This window comes from Vibrio sp. QJM3NY_27 (assembly GCF_057785955.1).
On record NZ_CM173512.1, the window covers coordinates 1,088,548 to 1,108,374 of the forward strand.

Annotated in this window: 13 protein-coding genes; 6 read left to right on the forward strand and 7 right to left on the reverse strand. The window is 45.1% G+C overall.

Annotated elements, in window-relative coordinates; genetic code table 11:
* Window positions 1-7: 7 nt before the first annotated feature.
* Window positions 8-2,611, reverse strand: coding sequence for a quorum-sensing autoinducer 1 sensor kinase/phosphatase LuxN (luxN, locus tag AC3CIA_RS20530; RefSeq protein ID WP_171327933.1), 2,604 nt, complete (start codon window positions 2,609-2,611; stop codon window positions 8-10).
* The gene (locus AC3CIA_RS20535) at window positions 2,604-3,839 is read right to left on the reverse strand and encodes an acyl-homoserine-lactone synthase (protein ID WP_488518950.1); all 1,236 of its coding nucleotides are present in this window, start codon (window positions 3,837-3,839) and stop codon (window positions 2,604-2,606) included. Before AC3CIA_RS20535 ends, luxN begins: the two co-directional genes overlap by 8 nt.
* 443 nt (window positions 3,840-4,282) lie before the next feature.
* On the opposite strand from AC3CIA_RS20535, the gene AC3CIA_RS20540 reads away from it, so the two are divergent.
* Both AC3CIA_RS20540 and AC3CIA_RS20545 read left to right on the forward strand, forming a co-directional pair.
* Window positions 4,283-6,730: a M9 family metallopeptidase gene (locus tag AC3CIA_RS20540; protein ID WP_488518951.1), complete on the forward strand. Its 2,448-nt coding sequence runs from the start codon at window positions 4,283-4,285 to the stop codon at window positions 6,728-6,730.
* Between the two features lie 263 nt (window positions 6,731-6,993).
* Window positions 6,994-7,368 (forward strand): cystatin domain-containing protein, encoded by a 375-nt coding sequence (locus AC3CIA_RS20545; protein ID WP_017074727.1) that lies wholly within the window; start codon window positions 6,994-6,996, stop codon window positions 7,366-7,368.
* Window positions 7,369-7,488: 120 nt separating this feature from the next.
* Here AC3CIA_RS20545 and AC3CIA_RS20550 read toward each other — a convergent pair whose 3' ends face one another.
* A complete protein-coding gene (locus AC3CIA_RS20550) occupies window positions 7,489-8,067 on the reverse strand; it encodes a hypothetical protein (protein ID WP_488518952.1) in 579 nt (192 codons plus the stop codon).
* A gap of 252 nt (window positions 8,068-8,319) precedes the next feature.
* Window positions 8,320-9,918 carry an isocitrate lyase gene (locus tag AC3CIA_RS20555; RefSeq protein ID WP_488518953.1) on the reverse strand — a complete coding sequence of 533 codons (1,599 nt, stop codon included), beginning with the start codon at window positions 9,916-9,918 and terminating at the stop codon, window positions 8,320-8,322.
* Between the two features lie 141 nt (window positions 9,919-10,059).
* Here AC3CIA_RS20555 and AC3CIA_RS20560 point away from each other — a divergent pair, with 141 nt between their 5' ends.
* Entirely contained in the window at window positions 10,060-11,013 is a 954-nt protein-coding gene (locus AC3CIA_RS20560) for a LysR family transcriptional regulator (protein WP_054545783.1), read from the forward strand.
* A 174-nt stretch (window positions 11,014-11,187) separates the two neighbouring features.
* The gene (locus AC3CIA_RS20565) at window positions 11,188-13,371 is read left to right on the forward strand and encodes a malate synthase G (RefSeq protein WP_488518954.1); all 2,184 of its coding nucleotides are present in this window, start codon (window positions 11,188-11,190) and stop codon (window positions 13,369-13,371) included.
* A 226-nt stretch (window positions 13,372-13,597) separates the two neighbouring features.
* Here AC3CIA_RS20565 and AC3CIA_RS20570 read toward each other — a convergent pair whose 3' ends face one another.
* Entirely contained in the window at window positions 13,598-15,025 is a 1,428-nt protein-coding gene (locus AC3CIA_RS20570; RefSeq protein WP_488518955.1) for an NAD-dependent succinate-semialdehyde dehydrogenase, read from the reverse strand.
* Window positions 15,026-15,207: 182 nt separating this feature from the next.
* The gene (locus AC3CIA_RS20575) at window positions 15,208-15,990 is read right to left on the reverse strand and encodes an IclR family transcriptional regulator (RefSeq protein ID WP_016767893.1); all 783 of its coding nucleotides are present in this window, start codon (window positions 15,988-15,990) and stop codon (window positions 15,208-15,210) included.
* Window positions 15,991-16,143: 153 nt separating this feature from the next.
* Here AC3CIA_RS20575 and pta point away from each other — a divergent pair, with 153 nt between their 5' ends.
* A complete protein-coding gene (gene pta, locus AC3CIA_RS20580; RefSeq protein WP_488518956.1) occupies window positions 16,144-17,223 on the forward strand; it encodes a phosphate acetyltransferase in 1,080 nt (359 codons plus the stop codon).
* A gap of 61 nt (window positions 17,224-17,284) precedes the next feature.
* The gene (locus AC3CIA_RS20585) at window positions 17,285-18,052 is read left to right on the forward strand and encodes a TSUP family transporter (protein ID WP_488518957.1); all 768 of its coding nucleotides are present in this window, start codon (window positions 17,285-17,287) and stop codon (window positions 18,050-18,052) included.
* Between the two features lie 50 nt (window positions 18,053-18,102).
* On the opposite strand, the gene AC3CIA_RS20590 is transcribed toward AC3CIA_RS20585, so the two are convergent.
* Window positions 18,103-19,824, reverse strand: coding sequence for a cobaltochelatase CobT-related protein (locus AC3CIA_RS20590; RefSeq protein ID WP_488518958.1), 1,722 nt, complete (start codon window positions 19,822-19,824; stop codon window positions 18,103-18,105).
* Window positions 19,825-19,827: the final 3 nt, after the last annotated feature.

Genomic DNA, 19,827 nt, shown 5'->3' on the forward strand with positions numbered 1-19,827 from the left:
ATTGCATCTAGTCTTCACTTTGTGTTTCTTTAGAAACGTTCGCTCTCATGTCTTTCTTCAGCCAGTTATCGAGTACATGTTGCAGTGCTTTCAAAGAGGTTGGCTTCTCTAGGCGACCATCCATCAGTTTGCTGATCATATCTAACTCGTGTTGTCCCGACTCCCCAGACAAAGCAATGATGGGTGTTTGAGGTGAACGCGCCTTGATGATCTGGCTTGCGTCAAAACCATTCATTATCGGCATTTGTACGTCCATTAAGATCAAATCAACTTTGTGTGATCTGAACAGATCGACAGCATTTTCCCCGTTTTTGGCTTGCAAGCTATTTACGCCAAGTCGGCTCAGGTACATCTGAACAAGCGTGCGTTGTACCTCTTTGTCGTCGACGATGAGCACGGTGGGTGCGAGGTGGTCTAATTGTTCTTGAACGCTACTTGGAGCATGTTGACTCGTTTGTAAACCTGCTTGTATATCCGCTTTGGTTTTATCTTCACTCGTTGATTGGCTTTGCTTCCAATCATTGAAATCAGGCGTACGAAGCGCGTCTGCTTTGGGCGCATTAGGTACCACTGGAAAATACAGGTGGAATTCAGTAAATTCATCCAGTTTAGAGTGGCACTCAACTCGACCGCCAAATGAGCGCATTACGCGTTGGCAATAACCTAATCCTAAGCCGCTACCACCACTTTTTTGATACGAGAAAAAGTCATCGAAAATCTTATGAGCAATGGTTTCGTCAATGCCCGGACCGGTATCACGGAATGTGAGAATGTTCTCGTAAGATCCGGTTTTAGTGCTGATCTCAATTTGGCTCTCCGGATAAGAATCAAAGTAATAGATCGCATTACGTATCAGGTTGAAAATGACAAAATTGAATAAGGTCTCATTGAGCTTTGCGACAAAATCAGCATGTTGTGGTAAACGAATTCGTTCAATAATCTTCTCGTTTTCAAAACCGTACTGGCTTACTGCCTGATCCACAGCTTTGTGAATAGAGGTCATCGCAACCGGCCCATGCTCCGGTGAGCTGTCACTGACCTCACGCAAGATGATGTCAATCAATTGTCGCCCACGTTGAATGGCAGCTTGGCCATTTTCAATATCAAGCAGTATCTGTTTTGCTGGTGCTTGGTTGTCAATGTGCTGCTTGAGTACTTCAAAATGCAATTGTACTTGAGCGAGCGGGTTACGCATCTCATGAGCAATTGAGTTCGCTAGTGCTCGACTTTGACGAATGCGTCTATCAGCTTCGATGGTACTTTGCACACGAGTTAACAGGGTTTGCAGTGCCAAGATCTCTTCATTAGAAAACATTTGGTCGTTGCTCTTGTGTGATGATATCAATAAGTGCGAGACAGACTGCCCTTGACCAAACAAAGGCATAACTAAGGCTGTGTTATTTGAGCTCATCTTGTCATAAAGCGCCTTGATCGAGCTTTTCGTGGGCTCTGCGTAATCTAACTCTTCAGAAAGTTCATCGAATAACAAAACGGACTTATTTGTTGAAAGGTAGTCTTCGTAGAAGGTCTCGTTGTAGTTGCTGTTAACGAGACGCAATTTGTCCTCTGGAATTTGCAGTAGGTTACCCAAGCGACGCATCGCATCATCAATAGATAGTTTGAAGTCTTCTTCTAAAGCAAGGATTTGCTGTACAGGCGTTTTCTTGTTTCTGTAAACCAATAAAGAGGCGTAATGGCTCACGCGTTTGTAGAGTACATGCCAAGTGATGCCGATAAGCGCACAGATAGGTATTGCGATTAGCCATTGGTTGTTGTCGGTCAATGGGATGAATATTGCGCCGAAAGGTATCACTAAAATTGCACACACCAATAGCGCGTTAAGGCTCATATAAGCTAGGTATTTAACACTGTAGAAGCGAGAGGTCAGCAGGGCATAACCAACGAACAGCATCTCACTAATAGACAATGCTGGTGGTAACCAGGTTAGTGAGAAATCATGCATGAAGTATGTCATGCCAAGGTGAATGGTTGCGGTAGAAAGCATGAAAACTAAGATGCCCGCAATCATGTAACTGGTTTTGGCGAGTATGAGTTTGCTGCTATTCGCTCGCATGGCCACAAGGTTGGTTAAGGTCAGGACAACAAAGCTCACCAGCCCGATAAAGAAATATGGCGTATGAGGACCAAACTCAATAACGAATTGGCTTGGGCCGACAATGTCGACGTGTTCAACGGTTAACCCCGGACTTAAATTAATAAAGAGGGCATAGACTGATGATCCGACAAAAATAGCCTGTTGCCATATGTGTACTTTACCATTGCGTTGCTCGGCTGCGAGCTGACACGAGAAGTAGTAGGCAAATGCAAACGCAAAGAAAGAGGCGAGATTGGCAAATTTTGCCGCCAACACCGCGGCCGAAGCGCCAAGCTCCGGTAATAAGTCGGTATGGAAATACGCGTTGCTGCTGATCCACGCAACAATGCAAACCGAGTAAGCAATGTAAGGCACATGGTGCGTGCCCGCGATAGCTTCATTTTTTTGCTTCAGACGATAGCAATAGTAGAGTAACCACATCACTACGATTGCTGCCGTCATAAGAAGCGTTATCGCTTTGGCATAGATGATCGCCTCTAGGCCGAAATCAAACATGTTCATCTCTTTTTACCGAACTTAGTTTTTCTATCGAGCTTACTTTTTTTACTGAGCCTAGCTTTCTGCTCTCACGCACTGCGCTTTTGTAGCTGCGAAAATCGACGTCATTGAATGCTTTTACCATCATCTCGAAATTCCAGAACCCACGATAAATTGTTGTGCCGTCATCATTTAATTCGCAATACCCTGAGTGGAAGTACGCATTGGGTTCAATAGTTTGATAAAACTGAAGCATGAAAGGCTGCTCGATAATGGTGAAGCCGATTTTGTACCCTACTTGGTGCAATACACTCATTAGTTCTTTTTGGGCGAGATAGAGGAAATAGAGTCTTTGTTGAGTATTACCGCTTACTGTCAGGCGGAGCACTTCACATATGGCACTTTTGTCAGACAATTGTAACTGAAACTTATTATCAAATTCTAGGAGAGAATGACATTTTGATAGTGTAGACGGTGTGAATATCTGTAACTCAGCCAAATCATCGTAACCATGATCGGGTAAACAGTATTGCCACTGTTCATTGCTGAACGGTGGCGCGTAACTTAACCAAGTTTCATTCTTAGACCAATCTTGAATCAGCGCAGAGGAAACCAGTATCGGAAAGGCTTCATCAACGGGATGTTTGAGTAGAATAAAATGCTTACCTGCCTGGGAAAGGTGTAATAAAGGCAGCATCTCAAACCATTTTTCACCCTTGATGAACACCTCAAGATTGCTTAAAGCAATGGCATCGCTGATTGACATTCCTTGTGGGTGACAGGGTGTTTGCACTACAAGTTGAGCATCTTCGATGTGTTCAACGATTGCACCATAGTAGGCACTATCTTTAATGGGCAGATCGACAGGAGAAGGGGACTTGGTGTTCAATGGCGATTTTGCTTTGATCGCAGCAATTTCGCACTCACACCAGAAATCTAGCCAATGCATATAGCACTGTCCTGCGGCCTGCTCTAGAAGAGCAACCTCTGTAGATAGTGTAGTTGGATAGCGCAGAATCAGATCGCGGTAGTCCATCACCTCAAACAATACCGAATAGCTTTTGTTTTGATGCTCAGGGAAAAGCAATTCTAATTGGCTTCTACGATATTCAGTCACGCTTTGGAAAAGAGCAGTGCGCTCTTGTGGCTGATAAGTATTGATAACGAGCTCTATCAGCGCTCGCTGTTTTTTTTCGATAGACAGACTGCTAGCCAACAGTAAGCCTAAAGACGACGTTATTTTCATTTGATTAACCGAACCTAGCCTAGGTTTATATAATTATTTTTATTCGATTTGCACTGTCTACAGGACACAAATTTTTTAGTATTTTTTTGAGTCATGTTACTTGGAGCGAGTCTGTCGTAACGTTACTTGAGCCTATGACTTGAGAGATAAGTTGCATAATTGGTCGCAAGTTTACTACTTGCGGTCATCCTTAACAACATAGCCTTGCCATATCTAAATCAATTAATGATCAAATAAACTACCTTATTATCAGTAGCTTGTATTGTTCGATAGTGTTTTGAGCTTATGAGTTCTTGTCGAGCATAAATCTTTGAATTTATAAAATAACGCAAAATATCTATTTTTTGAACCAACCTCATAAATCATAAGCAACTGAATTCACCTTGTTAATCGTAAGGAATATAACGGCGACCCAAAATATATAATTAACTAATGAGTGTTGTATGTCTCATACCTGTTTATTCCCACGTCATCGTTTGGCGATCGCTTGTGTGCTTGCTGGTGTTTCCAGTTTCTCTTTTGCCGAAAATCAATGTGATGTTTCTGATCTTAAGTTGGCCTCTGATCTCGCTCTTTCTGTCTCTACGGCGGACTACAGTTGCTATGGTTCTTGGTTCTCTGCATCTGAGAATGCATTAAACAATATTTATAGTGAAGCGAGCTTAAGCCGCATTCAAGCCACGCTGAGCCTAGAAATTGCCCGTTATCGAGGTGAAGAAGAACAAGCTCGTAAACTAGAAAACCTTGGCGAGTTTGTTCGTGCGGCTTATTACGTTCGCTATAACGCGCAAGCACAAGACTTCAGTGAAGCGTTGAGCCAGCGGTTTGCTCAGTCAACCATTGCCTTCTTAGCTAATCCTACTGCGCTAGACCAAGGTCGTGAACAAGTTGGAGCAATGAAAAGCCTGACGCTAATGGTTGATAACGTAAAGCAACTGCCACTCACAATGGATGCACAACTTGCGGCACTGAGCCACTTCAATAGAGAGACCGCGCAAGACTCACAATGGGTCGACGGGCTAAACAATCTGTTTCGAGCAATGGCTGGTCATGCGGCTAGAGATGATTTTTATGATTACATGGCAAGCAATTCTCAACATATTGATACACTTGCAGCGTTCGCTCGTGATAACTCATGGGCACTGGATACTGATGCCGGCTTTCTTGTTTATAACGCAGTCCGTGAAACAGGTCGCTTGCTTGCAAGCCCAAACAAAGAAACTAAATACAAAGCGTTGCGACTTATGCAGCAAGTGATGGTACAAAACCCGCTTGGCAGTGAGCACGACAAACTTTGGTTAGCAGCGGTTGAAATGATGGGGTATTACGCTCCTGAAGGCTTAAACGGATTGGATCTTGAGCAAGCAAAACGTGATTTAGCGATGCGTGTTCTTCCTAATCGTCATGAATGCCAAGGGCCTGCAATTATCCGCTCACAAGATTTAACGCAAGCACAAGCGATGGAAGCTTGTAATGTGTTGGCCGTTAAAGAGGCCGATTTCCACCAGGTCGCGAATACGGGTCAACAACCTGTCGCCGACGATAACAACAACCGAGTTGAAGTGGCGGTGTTTGGCAGCAAAGGCAGTTATATCGATTACTCGTCGTTCCTGTTTGGTAATACCACAGACAACGGCGGTCAGTACTTAGAGGGTAACCCTGCAGAGGTGGGGAACGTGGCGCGTTTCGTTGCTTACCGTTACGCCAATGGCGATGACCTCTCTATTCTTAATCTTGAACATGAATACACTCATTACCTCGATGCGCGCTTTAACCAATATGGCTCCTTTAGCGACAACTTGGCACACGGTTATGTGGTGTGGTGGTTAGAAGGTTTTGCCGAATTCATGCATTACAAGCAAGGCTACGATGCTGCGGTAAGCTTGATTAACAGCGGGAAGATGAGCCTATCGGATGTGCTTGCGACCACTTACTCTCATGATTCCAACCGTATCTATCGATGGGGCTACTTGGCAGTGCGCTTTATGATGGAAAAACATCCTCAAGAAGTGCAGAGCTTGTTGGCACTGTCTCGTACTGGAAAATTTTCAGAATGGGCGCAACAAGTGAAAGTGCTTGGCCAGCAATACAATGGTGAGTTTGAGCGTTGGCTAGACACTGTTTCAAGTGAACCAACAGAGCCTACTAATCCCACAGAACCGACTGACCCTACAAATCCAACAGACCAAGCCATAGTGCTTGCAGCAAACCAAGGTGTAGTGTTGAACGGCGAGGCGTACAGCGAGCAGTTGTTCTACGTCGATGTACCAGAGAGCACCACGCATTTTGAGGTTTCGATTGAAGGTCATGCTTTAGGCCAAAGCCAAGGTGATGCTGATCTTTACATGAGCTACAACAAACAAGCGCATTACTATGATTTTGAATTCAGCCAATACGGAAATGGAAGTAATGAGATGGTGACGTTTGAACCAGAGTCATCGGGTTTCATCAAACCGGGTCGCTACTACATGAGTATTGCAGGACGCACCGATTTTAGTGATGTGACGTTGGTGGCATCCGTAGAGACAAAAACGCCAACACCACCAATCCAAGAACAAGATGATTTAACGCCAGTGCTCTTTGAATCTGGTAAAGCTCAAATCCTGACTGTTCATCAACGTCGCTATGCTGCGGTGTATGTTCCAGAAGGTGTGCAAGAGGTGCGAGTGTGGTTAACGGACAAAAACACCGCTCAACCAGATACTGGTAATGTCGATCTGTTTGCTAGCAGTACATATTGGCCAACCGCCGGGCAGCACGAGTATGCGTCTAACTACGCAGGCAGTAATGAGTATCTGCAAATCCCTGTAACAGAAGAAGGCTATTTACACTTCTTACTGAGTGCAGAACAACAAGGGGATGATGTCGAGATGTTGGTGTACTTTCATTAACCAACATAGCACTAGATAAAATGGCATTAACAAATAGCACCATCTAAAACGTTACTCCTATAAAGGGTCACAATATCCGGTGGATAAAAGCTGGGCATGAATGTCCGGCTTTGTTTTTTCTGACACTGTTCTGTGTTTATGGATTAGCGACACCGTGATTCCTGATGAAGTGATGACATTTGAGGTTTAATCTTGAAGGCATATGAAACACCATTGAGAGTGAACTCTCGTTAATGGCTGAATGAATTATTTAGTGAGGATTTATGAGAAAAGCATTATTGGTTACTTTGGTAGGTGTCGTAGTTTTAGCTGGATGCAGTCAGAAGGGCGAAGTGATGACTCAATCACAAGAGAAGGCGAATCCAATCTGTAGTACTCAGAACCTTACTGGCGGTTGGTCGAAAAGTGATATCACACCTCAAGCTGAGCAAGCTTTAAACGCGGTTCTTGGTCAAATGAATACTGCTGCCGAGCTCAAACAAATCTTGAGTGTTCGAACTCAGGTCGTCGCTGGTTTGAACTATGCTATCGAGTTTGAAATGGATAATGGTGAGGTGTGGAATACCGTCGTTTATCGTTCGCTACAAGGTGATATCGAAATGATGCAAGCTGCGCAGCAAGGCCGTCTGTGTCTATAGTATAGATATTTTCACTACCTATATTTTTAGGTAAATTATGTTTGTATACAGAAAGTAGAAATGGCTCCGTGTATTGGGAGCCATTTTTAATTCTAATTAAGGTCGGTTGATTGAACGGTATTAGCTGGTCAGTTCAGGTTCCAATAACTCTTGAACACAAGCTCGGCTGATGTCTTCATCAATGTAGGCCATCCCAAGTTTATTCAGATAGTCCATACGATCGGCTGTGCAAAGCTCGATGTCGGGGCCTGCAATGTTGTTCTCTTGATAGATCTCGGTGAGGTGAGACATGAATTGCTCGCCAACACTCATCATCAACAGGCTCATTGCGCCTACATCCGGTCTGACTTTTGCTTGTTGTTTGTCAGATAGATTGACGGCTAACACGATAGGTTGCTCTTCACCCTCAAAACGAGTGCTGCGCTCGCGAATGGTTTGCTGAGCCCAGTAATACGCCAGTTCTTTACTCTGAGTTAAGAAGACGGGTTCAACGGATTCTGTGTAGTTGTTGCCAATGGTCGCCATGGTTTTTGAAGCCGCTTCGTTGAGCGCTTTGTCTCCAGAGCGCTTTAGCCCTTGACCTTGAATAGACGCAAGTAAAGCTGAAGATGTGCCGTGATACCAAGTATCACCCGTTGCGAAACCATTTTCTGATAACAGTGTTTTTGCATCTTGTAGGTGTGTCGGTATTGAAGTCATAGGCACTCTCAAAAAATAAGAATCTCAACAAATAGGAATCTGAACAAATATGTATACAGTTAGCTTAAACAGAAGTTGTTCGGTTAACCGTGGTGTGGAACACAAATCTGAGGCTTTGAGATAAAGCTGGCAGTAGTAGCTTTATCTCAAAGCCTTCCCCCGGATCTTACCTAAGTAAGAGAGAAGGGCGGGGGAGGCTTTAGTGTTAGCGATTAATCAAAAGTGTTAGCGACTAATCAAAAGTGCTAGCGATTAATCAAATTGATTCGATGTATTCGCTTCACCTGCTGCTTTTAGTGCATTCTCACCAGCAAAGTACTCTTTGTGGTCATCACCCATGTCTGAACCAGACATGTTTTGGTGTTTAACACATGCAATGCCTTGACGGATTTCTTTACGTTGAACATTCGCAACGTAACCCAACATGCCTTGGTCACCGAAGTATTCTTTTGCAAGGTTGTCAGTAGACAGCGCTGCAGTGTGGTATGTAGGTAGTGTAATCAAGTGGTGGAAAATACCCGCTTCACGTGATGCATCGGCTTGGAATGTACGAATCTTCTCGTCAGCGCTTGCAGACAGTTCCGTTTCATCGTATTCCGCACTCATTAGGCTTGCACGGTCGTATGCTGATACATCTTTACCTGCTGCTGCCAGCGCATCGTATGCTTGTTGACGGAAGTTTAGCGTCCAGTTGAATGATGGAGAGTTGTTGTATACCAGCTTAGCGTTAGGGTGAACTTCACGTACGCCGTCCATCATCTCTTTGATTTGACCGATGTGTGGTTTCTCAGTCTCAATCCAAAGAAGGTCAGCACCCGCGTTGATTGCTTCAATACAGTCGAATACGCAGCGGTCTTCACCTGTACCTTCGCGGAATTGGTATAAGCCTGAAGGCAGACGCTTAGGACGAACTAGCTTGCCGTCGCGGTTGAAGCAAACATCACCTTCAGCCATATCTGCAACATCGATCTCTTCAACATCTAGGTATGAGTTGTAGATGTCACCTTGGTCGCCAGGTTCTTTCACTACTGCGATTTCTTTTGTTAGACCAGCACCTTGTGAATCGGTACGAGCAACAATAACGCCGTTGTCGATGCCTAGTTCAAGGAAAGCGTAACGAAGTGCGCGAAGTTTTGCGTGGAAGTCAGCATGCGGAACAGTTACTTTGCCGTCTTGGTGACCACATTGCTTCTCATCGGCTACTTGGTTTTCGATTTGTAGACAACATGCACCCGCTTCAATCATCTGCTTAGCCATTAGGTAAGTCGCTTCTGCGTTACCGAAACCTGCATCGATATCGGCAATGATTGGCACTACGTGTGTTACGTGGTTGTCGATTTTGTCTTGGATTCGGTCTTGTAGATTCACATCGCCAGCTTCACGTGCCGCATCTAGTTGACGGAATAAGCCACCTAGTTCACGAGCATCTGCTTGGCGTAGGAAGGTGTATAGCTCTTCTACTAGGCCAGCAACTGACGTTTTCTCATGCATAGATTGGTCTGGAAGTGGACCGAAGTCAGAGCGAAGTGCCGCGACCATCCAACCTGAAAGGTATAGGTAACGACGGTCTGTCTTGCCATCAAAGTGCTTTTTAATCGAAATCAGCTTTTGTTGGCCGATGAAACCATGCCAGCAACCCAGAGACTGAGTGTATTGAGAGCTGTCTTCGTCGTAAGCCGCCATGTCTGCACGCATAATATCTGCCGTGTATTGCGCAATATCCAGACCTGTTTTGAATTTGTTTTGAGCTCGCATACGAGCTGCAGATTCAGGGTTGATTGCATCCCATGGAGCACCAGCAGCGCTTTTTGCAACTTCAATCATTTCGATATCTTGTGTAATTTGCGACATAACTATTCCTTAGTTTCTCGTGGACATGTTGGCCAATTTGGCGAGGTCATTTGATTTGGACTAAATCTAACCATGGACAAAGAATAACCATGTATGTGATAATTTTGTTAATTTATAGTTATTATATTCGGTATTTTTTATATGAATATTGCTCGTATAGACCTTAATTTACTTGTGTATTTAGACATGTTGCTACGTGAAAGAAACGTAACACGTGCGGCAAATCAGCTAGGAATTACTCAACCCGCCATGAGTAATGGCCTACGCCGATTAAGGGATCTGTTTGAAGACCCATTGTTGGTGAGAACAAGTGAAGGGATGGTACCAACCGAGCGCGCGCATAAGTTGCAACCACTGATCCGTAATATATTGGCGAATGTAGAGAAGACGCTACAACCCACAACTGAGTTTAATGCGGAAGACAGCGAACGCGTGTTTCGTATCATGGCGAGTGACTATGCAGAATCGACCATTATTCAGCCATTGCTTAAAAAACTGAGCGAAATAGCTCCGAAAATTCGATTGGATATCATGACGCCAAGTGATGTGAGCTATAAGGATGTGGAACAAGGCACTGTTGATATTATCATCAACCGATTTGATGATATTCCACAGTCGTTTCACCAGATGAGCCTTTGGCACGACGGGTTCTCCTGCTTATTTAGCTGTGATAACCCGATTGCTGATAACTTTGATATTTTGTCTTATTTAAAGGCGCAACATATTTGGGTGAGTAAGACAGGGATGGGCACAGGTGTTGGGATCAACCCAAGCGAAGCACAAAAGCTGGGTTGGATTGATGAAGCACTAATGCGTATCGGTAAAACCCGAAATATTACGGTGTTTACTCGACATTATTTGTCGGCGATTCTTTTTGCTCAACAGAAAAATCTGATCCTTACCATTCCAACCAAAGCTGCTCAACTGCAGCGCAATAACCCTAGATTGTTGATCAAGCCAGCGCCATTTGCGATTGAACCCTTTGAGGTGAAGATGGCATGGAGCCCACTGTTACAAACCAATCCAGACCATCAGTGGATGCGTCGATTGATTAAAAGTGTTGCCAATGAAATAGAGAGTGGTGTGACGGAATAACACAGTTTGTAGGGTATTTTTTATATGAATATCCAGTATAAACGGCATAAATTAGCTAAATTCATGTCCGTTAAGTAAGTTTAAGTTAGTAACGTAAATTTGAGCTAGGAACGTAAATTTAAGCCAGTTACGTAGAATTATTGAGTAGTCATCAGTTAGTTTGAGAGAGATTTTATGAGCAGTCGTATTCAACAGGGAAGCTTGAACATTGATAGCACCCTCTACCAATTAATTAATGAGCAGGTCATTCCTGGAACGGGCATTATCGCAGAAGACTTTTGGCAATCTTTTGCAGATATCCTTGCAGACTTGGCTCCAAAGAATCGCGCATTGCTTATTAAGCGTGAAGACCTTCAACACCAAATTGATGTTTGGCACCAAGAGCGTGCAGGACAAACATTGGATGCGGCAGAGTACAAACAGTTCCTACAACAGATTGGCTACTTAGTCCCTGAAGGCGATGACTTTCAAGTCACCACAGTAAGCGTAGAACCTGAAATTGCTACACAAGCAGGGCCGCAACTTGTTGTACCTATTATGAATGCACGCTTTGCACTTAATGCAGCAAACGCACGTTGGGGTAGCTTATATGACGCGCTCTACGGCACCGATGTGATCAGCGAAAGTGATGGTGCAGAGAAAGGCGGAAGCTTTAACCCAGTTCGCGGCGCCAAAGTAGTCACTTATGCCCGTGAGTTCCTTGATGATGCTGCGCCGTTAAATGGTGTTTCTCATAAAGACGTGACCAAATACAGTATCAGCAACGTGAGCATTGGTAACACGCTGACGGCGACACTAGATAACGGTGAAGAAGTCACTCTAATTGATCATAGCCAGTTTATTGGCTATCAAGGTGATGCGAGTGCGCCTTCAAGTATTTTGATAAAGCACAACAACCTACATATTGAAATCCAAATTGACCCGAGTGCACCAATTGGCAGCGTTGATGTTGCTGGCATTAAAGATGTGTTAGTGGAAGCGGCACTCACCACCATTATGGATTGCGAAGACTCTGTTGCCGCGGTCGATGGTGAAGATAAAGCTCTGGCCTACAGTAACTGGCTCGGTTTGATGAAAGGCGACTTGCAAGAGTCGTTACAGAAAAATGGTAAAACCATCGTTCGTAGCTTGAACCCAGACCGCCAATACACCAGTGTCACCGGTGGTGAGATTTCGCTTAAAGGTCGCAGTATGTTGTTTATACGCAACGTGGGCCACTTAATGACCAACCCAGCCATCATTGATGATCAAGGTAATGAAGTACCTGAAGGCATTATGGATGGCATGGTCACTTCGCTAATCGCAATGCATGATTTAAAAGGCAACAGCGCTTACCAAAACTCGACAGCGAACAGCATCAATATAGTAAAACCTAAGATGCATGGCCCTGAAGAAGTGGCGTTTACTAATGAATTATTTGGCCGCATTGAAGATGCATTAGGCTTAGATCGATTCACGATCAAAGTCGGTATCATGGACGAGGAGCGTCGTACTTCAGTTAACCTCAAAGAATGTATTCGCGCAGCTAAAGACCGTGTGGTGTTTATCAATACAGGCTTCTTAGACCGAACCGGTGATGAAATTCACACCAGTATGGAAGCGGGACCATTTGCTCCTAAAACACAGCTGAAAACCATGACTTGGATTGGCGCATACGAAGATCAGAACGTTGATCTTGGCTTAGCTTGTGGCCTGCAAGGTAAAGCCCAGATTGGTAAAGGTATGTGGCCAGAACCAGACAATATGGCGAAGATGATGGACGCGAAAATCGGACACCCACAAGCGGGCGCAAATACTGCTTGGGTTCCTTCTCCAACTGCCGCGACTTTGCATGCCTTGCACTATCACAAGGTGAGTGTACCAAGCCGCCAGAAAGAGCTTCGTGAGCGAGTGAGAGCGAACGTTGATGATATTCTGACTATTCCGCTATTAGGTAATCAAAAGCTGACTGCGAAAGATATCCAAAACGAATTGGACAACAATACGCAAGGTATTCTTGGTTATGTAGTGCGTTGGATTGACCAAGGCGTCGGGTGTTCTAAGGTGCCAGATATTAACGATGTAGGTTTGATGGAAGACCGCGCTACGCTGCGTATTTCGAGCCAACACATTGCGAACTGGTTACGTCATGGAATTTGTAATGAAGCCCAAGTAATGAAAACCATGAAGCGCATGGCCGCAGTGGTGGATGAGCAAAACGCTGGCGACCCGAGCTACCGTAATATGGCACCTGACTTTGAAAATAGCATTGCATTTTCAGCAGCGTGTCAGTTGGTATTCGAAGGCTGCGCTCAACCTAGTGGTTACACCGAGCCAGTGCTGCATGCTATGCGTCTAAAACTGAAAGCGCAGGAATAGCGAAGCAACTGAATAACAAAAACAGAGAATGTAAAATACTAAAAAAAGAAACCCCCTTTAACCGAGCCCAAGGTGCCGCGCTTTTATAGCGCGGCTTTTTTTTTGCTGTTTTTTTGGTGTGTGTGGGAATCTCAGAAGAGAGGTGTTAGTAGGGCTATTCGATGTTTAAGCTTGCTGATGTCTAAGAGTCAGGCTTAGTTACGACCAAGCCTAACTACTTCGAGACCTAGTTACTACCAAAACACAGATACTTAATATCCATGTACTCATCGATGCCTTCTTTTGCGCCTTCACGGCCAATACCTGATTGCTTAACACCGCCGAAGGGCGCGACCTCGGTTGAGATGAGGCCATCATTAATACCGACCATACCGTACTCAAGTGCCTCTGCGATGTTCCATACTCGATGAATGTTCTGACTGTAGAAGTACGACGCTAATCCATAAATGGTGTCGTTTGCCATCTCAATAAGCTCTTCGTCTGTCTCGAATTGCATCACGGGTGCGACTGGGCCAAAAATCTCTTGTTGAACGATGTCCATGCTGTGTTTTACATTTTTAAGAATGACAGGCTGAAGGAAAAGCCCATCAAGCTCTTGAGTTGGCGTCACAGGTGTCGCGCCTTGTTCAATAGCTCGATTTATCAATCCTTGAATGTTTTGCTTAGCACCTTCATTGATAACAGGGCCAACCGTTACACCCTCATCTAAGCCGTTGCCAATCTTAAGTTGCTGTACCGCTTGGTCGAACTTAGCCACAAACTCATCGTGTACTTTACTGTGTACGTAGAATCGGTTTGCACATACACAGGTTTGCCCTGCATTACGGAATTTCGACGCCATTGCGCCTTGAACGGCCGCGTCGATATCGGCATCGTCAAACACAATAAAAGGAGCGTTGCCACCGAGCTCCATTGAGGTGCGCTTGATGCCTTTCGCCGCTTGAGCCATCAAGATACTGCCGACTCGGGTAGAACCAGTAAAAGAGATTTTTTTAATCAGTGGGTGTGAGGTGAAAAGACCACCCACTTGCTCTGGGCTTTCACCGAGTACGACTTGAAGTAGGTTCTTGGGGATGCCGGCTTGATAAGCGAGCTCAACCACGGCAAACGCCGAAAGCGGTGTTTCATCTGAAGGTTTTACGACAAAGCTACAACCAGCAGCTAGAGCAGGAGCTGCTTTGCGAGTGATCATTGCAATAGGGAAGTTCCATGGCGTAATTGCACATGCGACTCCAATAGGCTGCTTGATGGTTACCAAGCGTTTACCCGCGACTGTACTCGGGATTGAATCGCCATAGGTTCGCTTCGCTTCTTCAGCGAACCATTCTATAAAACTCGCACCATAAACAATCTCACCTTTTGCTTCGGCTAACGGTTTACCTTGTTCAATTGTCATTAGCCGAGCAAGATCATCTTTGTTTTCAAGGATCAGTTGATGCCAGCGATGAAGTAATGCGGCGCGAGATTTAGCAGGTACTTGAGCCCACTCTTTTTGTGCCATGTGAGCGCGTTCGATAGCACTTGTTAATTCAGACTCAGATAAAATAGGTGCGTGCCCTACGAGTTCCCCAGTTGCCGGGTTTGTTACCGAAACAGCGTTTGTTGGTTCTGTCACCATAAAAGAGAGTAAGTGCTGGTTGTTAATGTTTAGCATCGTGTTTCCTTTGTCGTGATTACTTTAGTATGTTGCTGTTTATGATAAATGCGGGCGTTAAAATGATTTCGACCAAACATCGTTTGGCCGAATACCGTTTAACCGAATACAGTGACAACGGGGCAACTGGCTTCAATATGTACTTAAAGCCAGAACCTACTGTTAAGCTGAAATTATCAAAACTAACCCCAATTATCAGATTCTATTTTTGCGAGTGCTTTTGCCGCTTTTTGAAGCGCCGGTAAGAATTTAATCGCTTCATCTGGTCTTAATCGAATGACAGGCGCTTGTATCGCGAGGCCGAGGTTTGATTGACCCGTAGATGATGGGATCAGCACGGCGATACAGACTAAGCCCGGCAAAAATTCTTCGTCATCAATCGCAAAGCCTTGGATTTTCGCTTCTTCGATGTCTTTCTCTAACATCGAATAGTCTGTAATGGTGTTCACGGTGTATTGAGTCAGTGGCACATTTTCAATTAATCGTCTGCGCTGTGACTTAGACATGTGCGCCAAAAACAGTTTTCCGCTTGCTGAGCAATGCACTGGGACGCGAGAACCTGGGTGTAGATGAAAACGAAGGGGTGCTTCAGTTTCTGCGCGATCAAGATAGATGATCTCGCCACTTGATAGCGCCGTTAGGTTACAGCTTTCGCCAACTTCTGCTCTCAGGTTTTCAAGAATAGTGCGTCGGGCACTATGCATGGTGCTATTCAACAATAGGTTTTCGGCAAGCTTTCTGAGTCGAATACCAGAGCTGTAGTGTTTCTCATCGCCGTCTCTTTGAATGATGCCTGCTGCTTCTAACTGCTGAAGCATTCGGTGCAGGGTCGGTTTTGGCAGTCCAGTTTCTTCGACTAATCCTTGAAGAGAAATAAACTCGTCTTTTTGCGCTATCACCTCTAATAGTGCAAAAAGTCGGAGAGTCGGTGTATCCCCTTGAACTGGTGGTGTTTCTGTTTGCATATAATGATCCATCCTTGCGATATGTCTATGCCTAAGAGTGTACATACCAAATCATTATTCTTCAATTATCTGAATAAAATTTGACCTTTTTTATTATTCCAATAATATAGATATAAATTATGGAACAATTAATCTCAATAAATGGAATTTAAGATGAAGGCGATTGAACGGATTATTGATAAGGCTCACTTAGATCGTAAGCGAGTGGTTTTGAGTGAAGCTGAGGACCCGCGAGTACTAGCAGCCGCAAGAATGGCGATAGACAAACAGCTCGCTCACATCACCCTAGTAGGGGATGAACCAGCGATCATCGCTGCTGCAGAATTACATCACATTGATCTTGTAGGTATTCATATTGTTTCCCCACAGGCGTCATCACTCAAAGAAGTGCTCGCTGAGCGGTTGTATACGCTAAGAAAAGCGAAAGGTATGACTCACGACGACGCGTTAGAGTTGGTTCAAGACCCACTCGTTTTTGCCAATTTGATGGTCAGAGAGGGGCTGGTCGATGGCACAGTTAATGGTGCGGTTTATACCACGTCTGATGTGGTGCGAGCTGCGCTTCAGATTATCGGCCCCGCGCCAGACAGTGAATTGGTGTCCAGTTTCTTTCTGATGATGTTGTGTGAGCCTTTCCATAATCTTAAAGGCGGCATGATTTTCAGTGACTGTGGTTTGGTGATTAACCCCAATCAAACCGAGCTGGCATCGATTGCCGTAGCCGCATCAAACAGTGCTCAAACGCTACTGATGGAAGAACCTAAAGTCGCAATGCTGTCGTTTTCGACCAACGGCAGTGCCAAGCATGAATCGGTCGATAAGGTTCGTAATGCCGCTCAGTTAGTGAAGCAACGTTGTCCCGGAATCGCCGTCGATCAGGACGTTCAACTCGATGCCGCGATTGTCACTGAAATAGCCGCGAAAAAGCTGCCCGATTCAGAAGTGAAAGGCCAATCGAACGTGTTGATATTCCCCAATTTAGAAGCCGGCAATATTGGTTATAAGCTTGCGGAGAGGTTAGGTGGGGCAGTTGCGATTGGTCCACTGTTACAAGGGTTGAATCAACCAGCCAATGACTTATCAAGAGGGTGTAGCGCACAAGACATCTTTAATGTAATCGCGGTGACCGCAGTACAAGCGCAGCAAGGGAAAGTGTCTGATTCTAACGCTGATATTGATATTGAAGCTGAGGTTGAAGAAAGAGAAGAGTCGACGTTTGATTTTAGGTATTAACATCTCGCTCCTGAATCTTGCTCTCATATTCACCCCAAAAAGAACCTAACTAGGACTGCTAATGGAGTTACCTGTTTTACTCGCTATTCTTGCCACCATCGCGGTGGGTACCTATTTCCAAACCGTCACGGGGTTTGGTCTTGGGATCATTGTAATTGGTTTAACGGTCAGTCTTAATCTGGTTTCCTTACCCGTTATTGCTGCTGTGGTCAGTATTGTGACTTTGTTTAATTGCTTTGTCGCTTTGATGGGTAAGCCACTGCTTGGGGAGCTCAAAATTCTGGTGGTGTTAGTCATCGGTATTATTCCCGGTGTATCGATGGGGGTGTTTTTGCTGGACGAGTTGAGTGACTCTGCGACCAATATCTTGCGGGGGCTATTGGGTGCGATGGTGTTATTCGCAGGTTTGAGTTTTATGTTCAAACCTAAAACCAGAAAGGATCGTTCGGCAACGGTATCATTCCTCATATCAGGATTTAGCTCTGGTTTAGCGGGCGGATTATTTGGGATGGCGGGCCCTCCGATTGTTTATCATCTCTATCGGCAACCTTTTTCTCTCGATCTGGTGCGAAGCACACTGCTGATGGTGTTCGCTTGTACGTCGATGTCGCGTACGGTCAATGTCTACGCTGCAGGCGACATGGAACAGAGCATACTGTGGTTATCTGCTATTGCTGTTCCCTTGGTGGCGCTTGTCACGATGTTTGCTCGACGTTTTCCACCACCGCTGTCTAATGATCAACTCAGAAAGTTAGTGTTTATTGTGTTGATGTTGATTGGTGGGTACTTGATGGCGGTCTCTGCATGGTCGTTGTTTGGCTCTTCGTAAATCATTCTCGACAAAGGAGACTAGTGAGTCGCTAGCCTAAGCTTCCCTGTTTAAACACGCTTCAGCATTTCAAATACGCTCTTAGATAATCCAAATAAGCAGCTCTCCTGCACATCTAAGGTGATGTTACTGCGGTAGTACGGACTCAAATCTACTCCCATCCCCACGCCATGAATCTCAATTCCGTTTTTGATCGACTCACGCTCTATCACTTGTTTGAGATGGTTATCCAAATAGAACTGATCGTTGGCGGTGCTGGTGGCGGTATCCATCGGACAGCCGTCTGAGAACACGATTAAAACCTTTCGTTGAGCACTGTGCTGTTGCAACCGCTGACTAGCGAACTGCACCGCTTCGCCATCAATCCCTTCTTTAAATATGTCTGCTTTCCGAAGGCTAGCAATGCCTAGGCGAGAGCGTCTCCAATGTGTATCAAAATCTTTAAACACAATATGTCGAACTTCGTTTAAGCGGCCTGGGTGTTTTGGTTGACCTTGCTTGAGCCACTGTCGATAAACTTTGCCACCGTTCCAGTTGTTGGTAGTGAAGCCAATGATCTCAAATGGGATATCAGCCAGCCCAACGGATTTGAGAATCGTATCCATCAACAAACTTAACTTGTGACTGTGCTTTTGCATTGAACCTGAGCAGTCCATCAAAAACGTGATGGCACATTGATGAGATGCACCGATATCAGGTTGATAAAAGACAGTACGATCCAATGGCGAAGTGATGAGCTTGGTGATGGTAGTGGCGCTAACAATGCCTTCTTCTAAATGGTCCTGACGTCGGTTCCTCTGTGGCGTGGCAACAAAACTAGTGAGCATAGCGGCCAAACGGCGAGTGTTTACTTGTCTCGCCATGATGTCATCGGTGAGTTTCTGTCTCAGTTCGAGTAATAGGGCGCGCCTGACGAGTTTGTCTGCGGCGATGACTTGATCAAATTCTGAATTAAAGACCTGATAATTCGCGCCCGAAAGCTCGAACACCTTACTACTGCCTGTGATGTCAGTATCGACGTCTTGATCTTGAATGTCGCCATCAACGATAAGGGCAAGTTGCGCAAGGATCTTGATGTCTTCTTCAACGGTTGGCGTGGGCGAGTTATCGCTCTCTTGCTCTTGGTTGATGAGCTCTTGTGCAAGGGCTGCCAACTCGTTGGCGCAGTGTGCAAACAGTTGTTGGTCGGCTCGATGTTGCTTTAAACGTTTTAGACTGTGCCCAAAAGTAGGCACGATGCCGGCGCGAGTCGATTCAATGGTTTCAGTGATAGGCTCAGAAACGGGAACACCAGTTAAACGGGTGTGGATGACTTGCATCAGAGTAAACAGCAACATGCCTATTCGTGATTCGGTAAAGCCATTCTGATGGTACTGGTCGCTCCAATACGCAAAGTTGAATTGAATACTCTTAGTGACGCCTTTTAGGTAAGACGGGACTTGTGATTCGATTCGTACCTGTTCGCAGAAATCATATAACAGACGTTCGACTTCGTTTTTCGGTCGCAATGAGTAATGAAGAACAGCATCTGAAAGCAAGAGTCGTAATGCCGATGAATCGATCTTGCCTTGCATCGAAAGCTTGCTGTTCTTCAACTCATGGCGAGAAACAAAGGTGAGATCGTTAGTATGTGCAGACTGATAATAACAAGGGCTATTGCCTTTATAGAGACGCTCTCCCCGATAATTCAGACTCAACTCGCCACTGATCGCTCTGGCGACAGACACGCCAAGATCGAGGATCTTTTTCTGCTGAGAAGAAACATTGGCCATGGT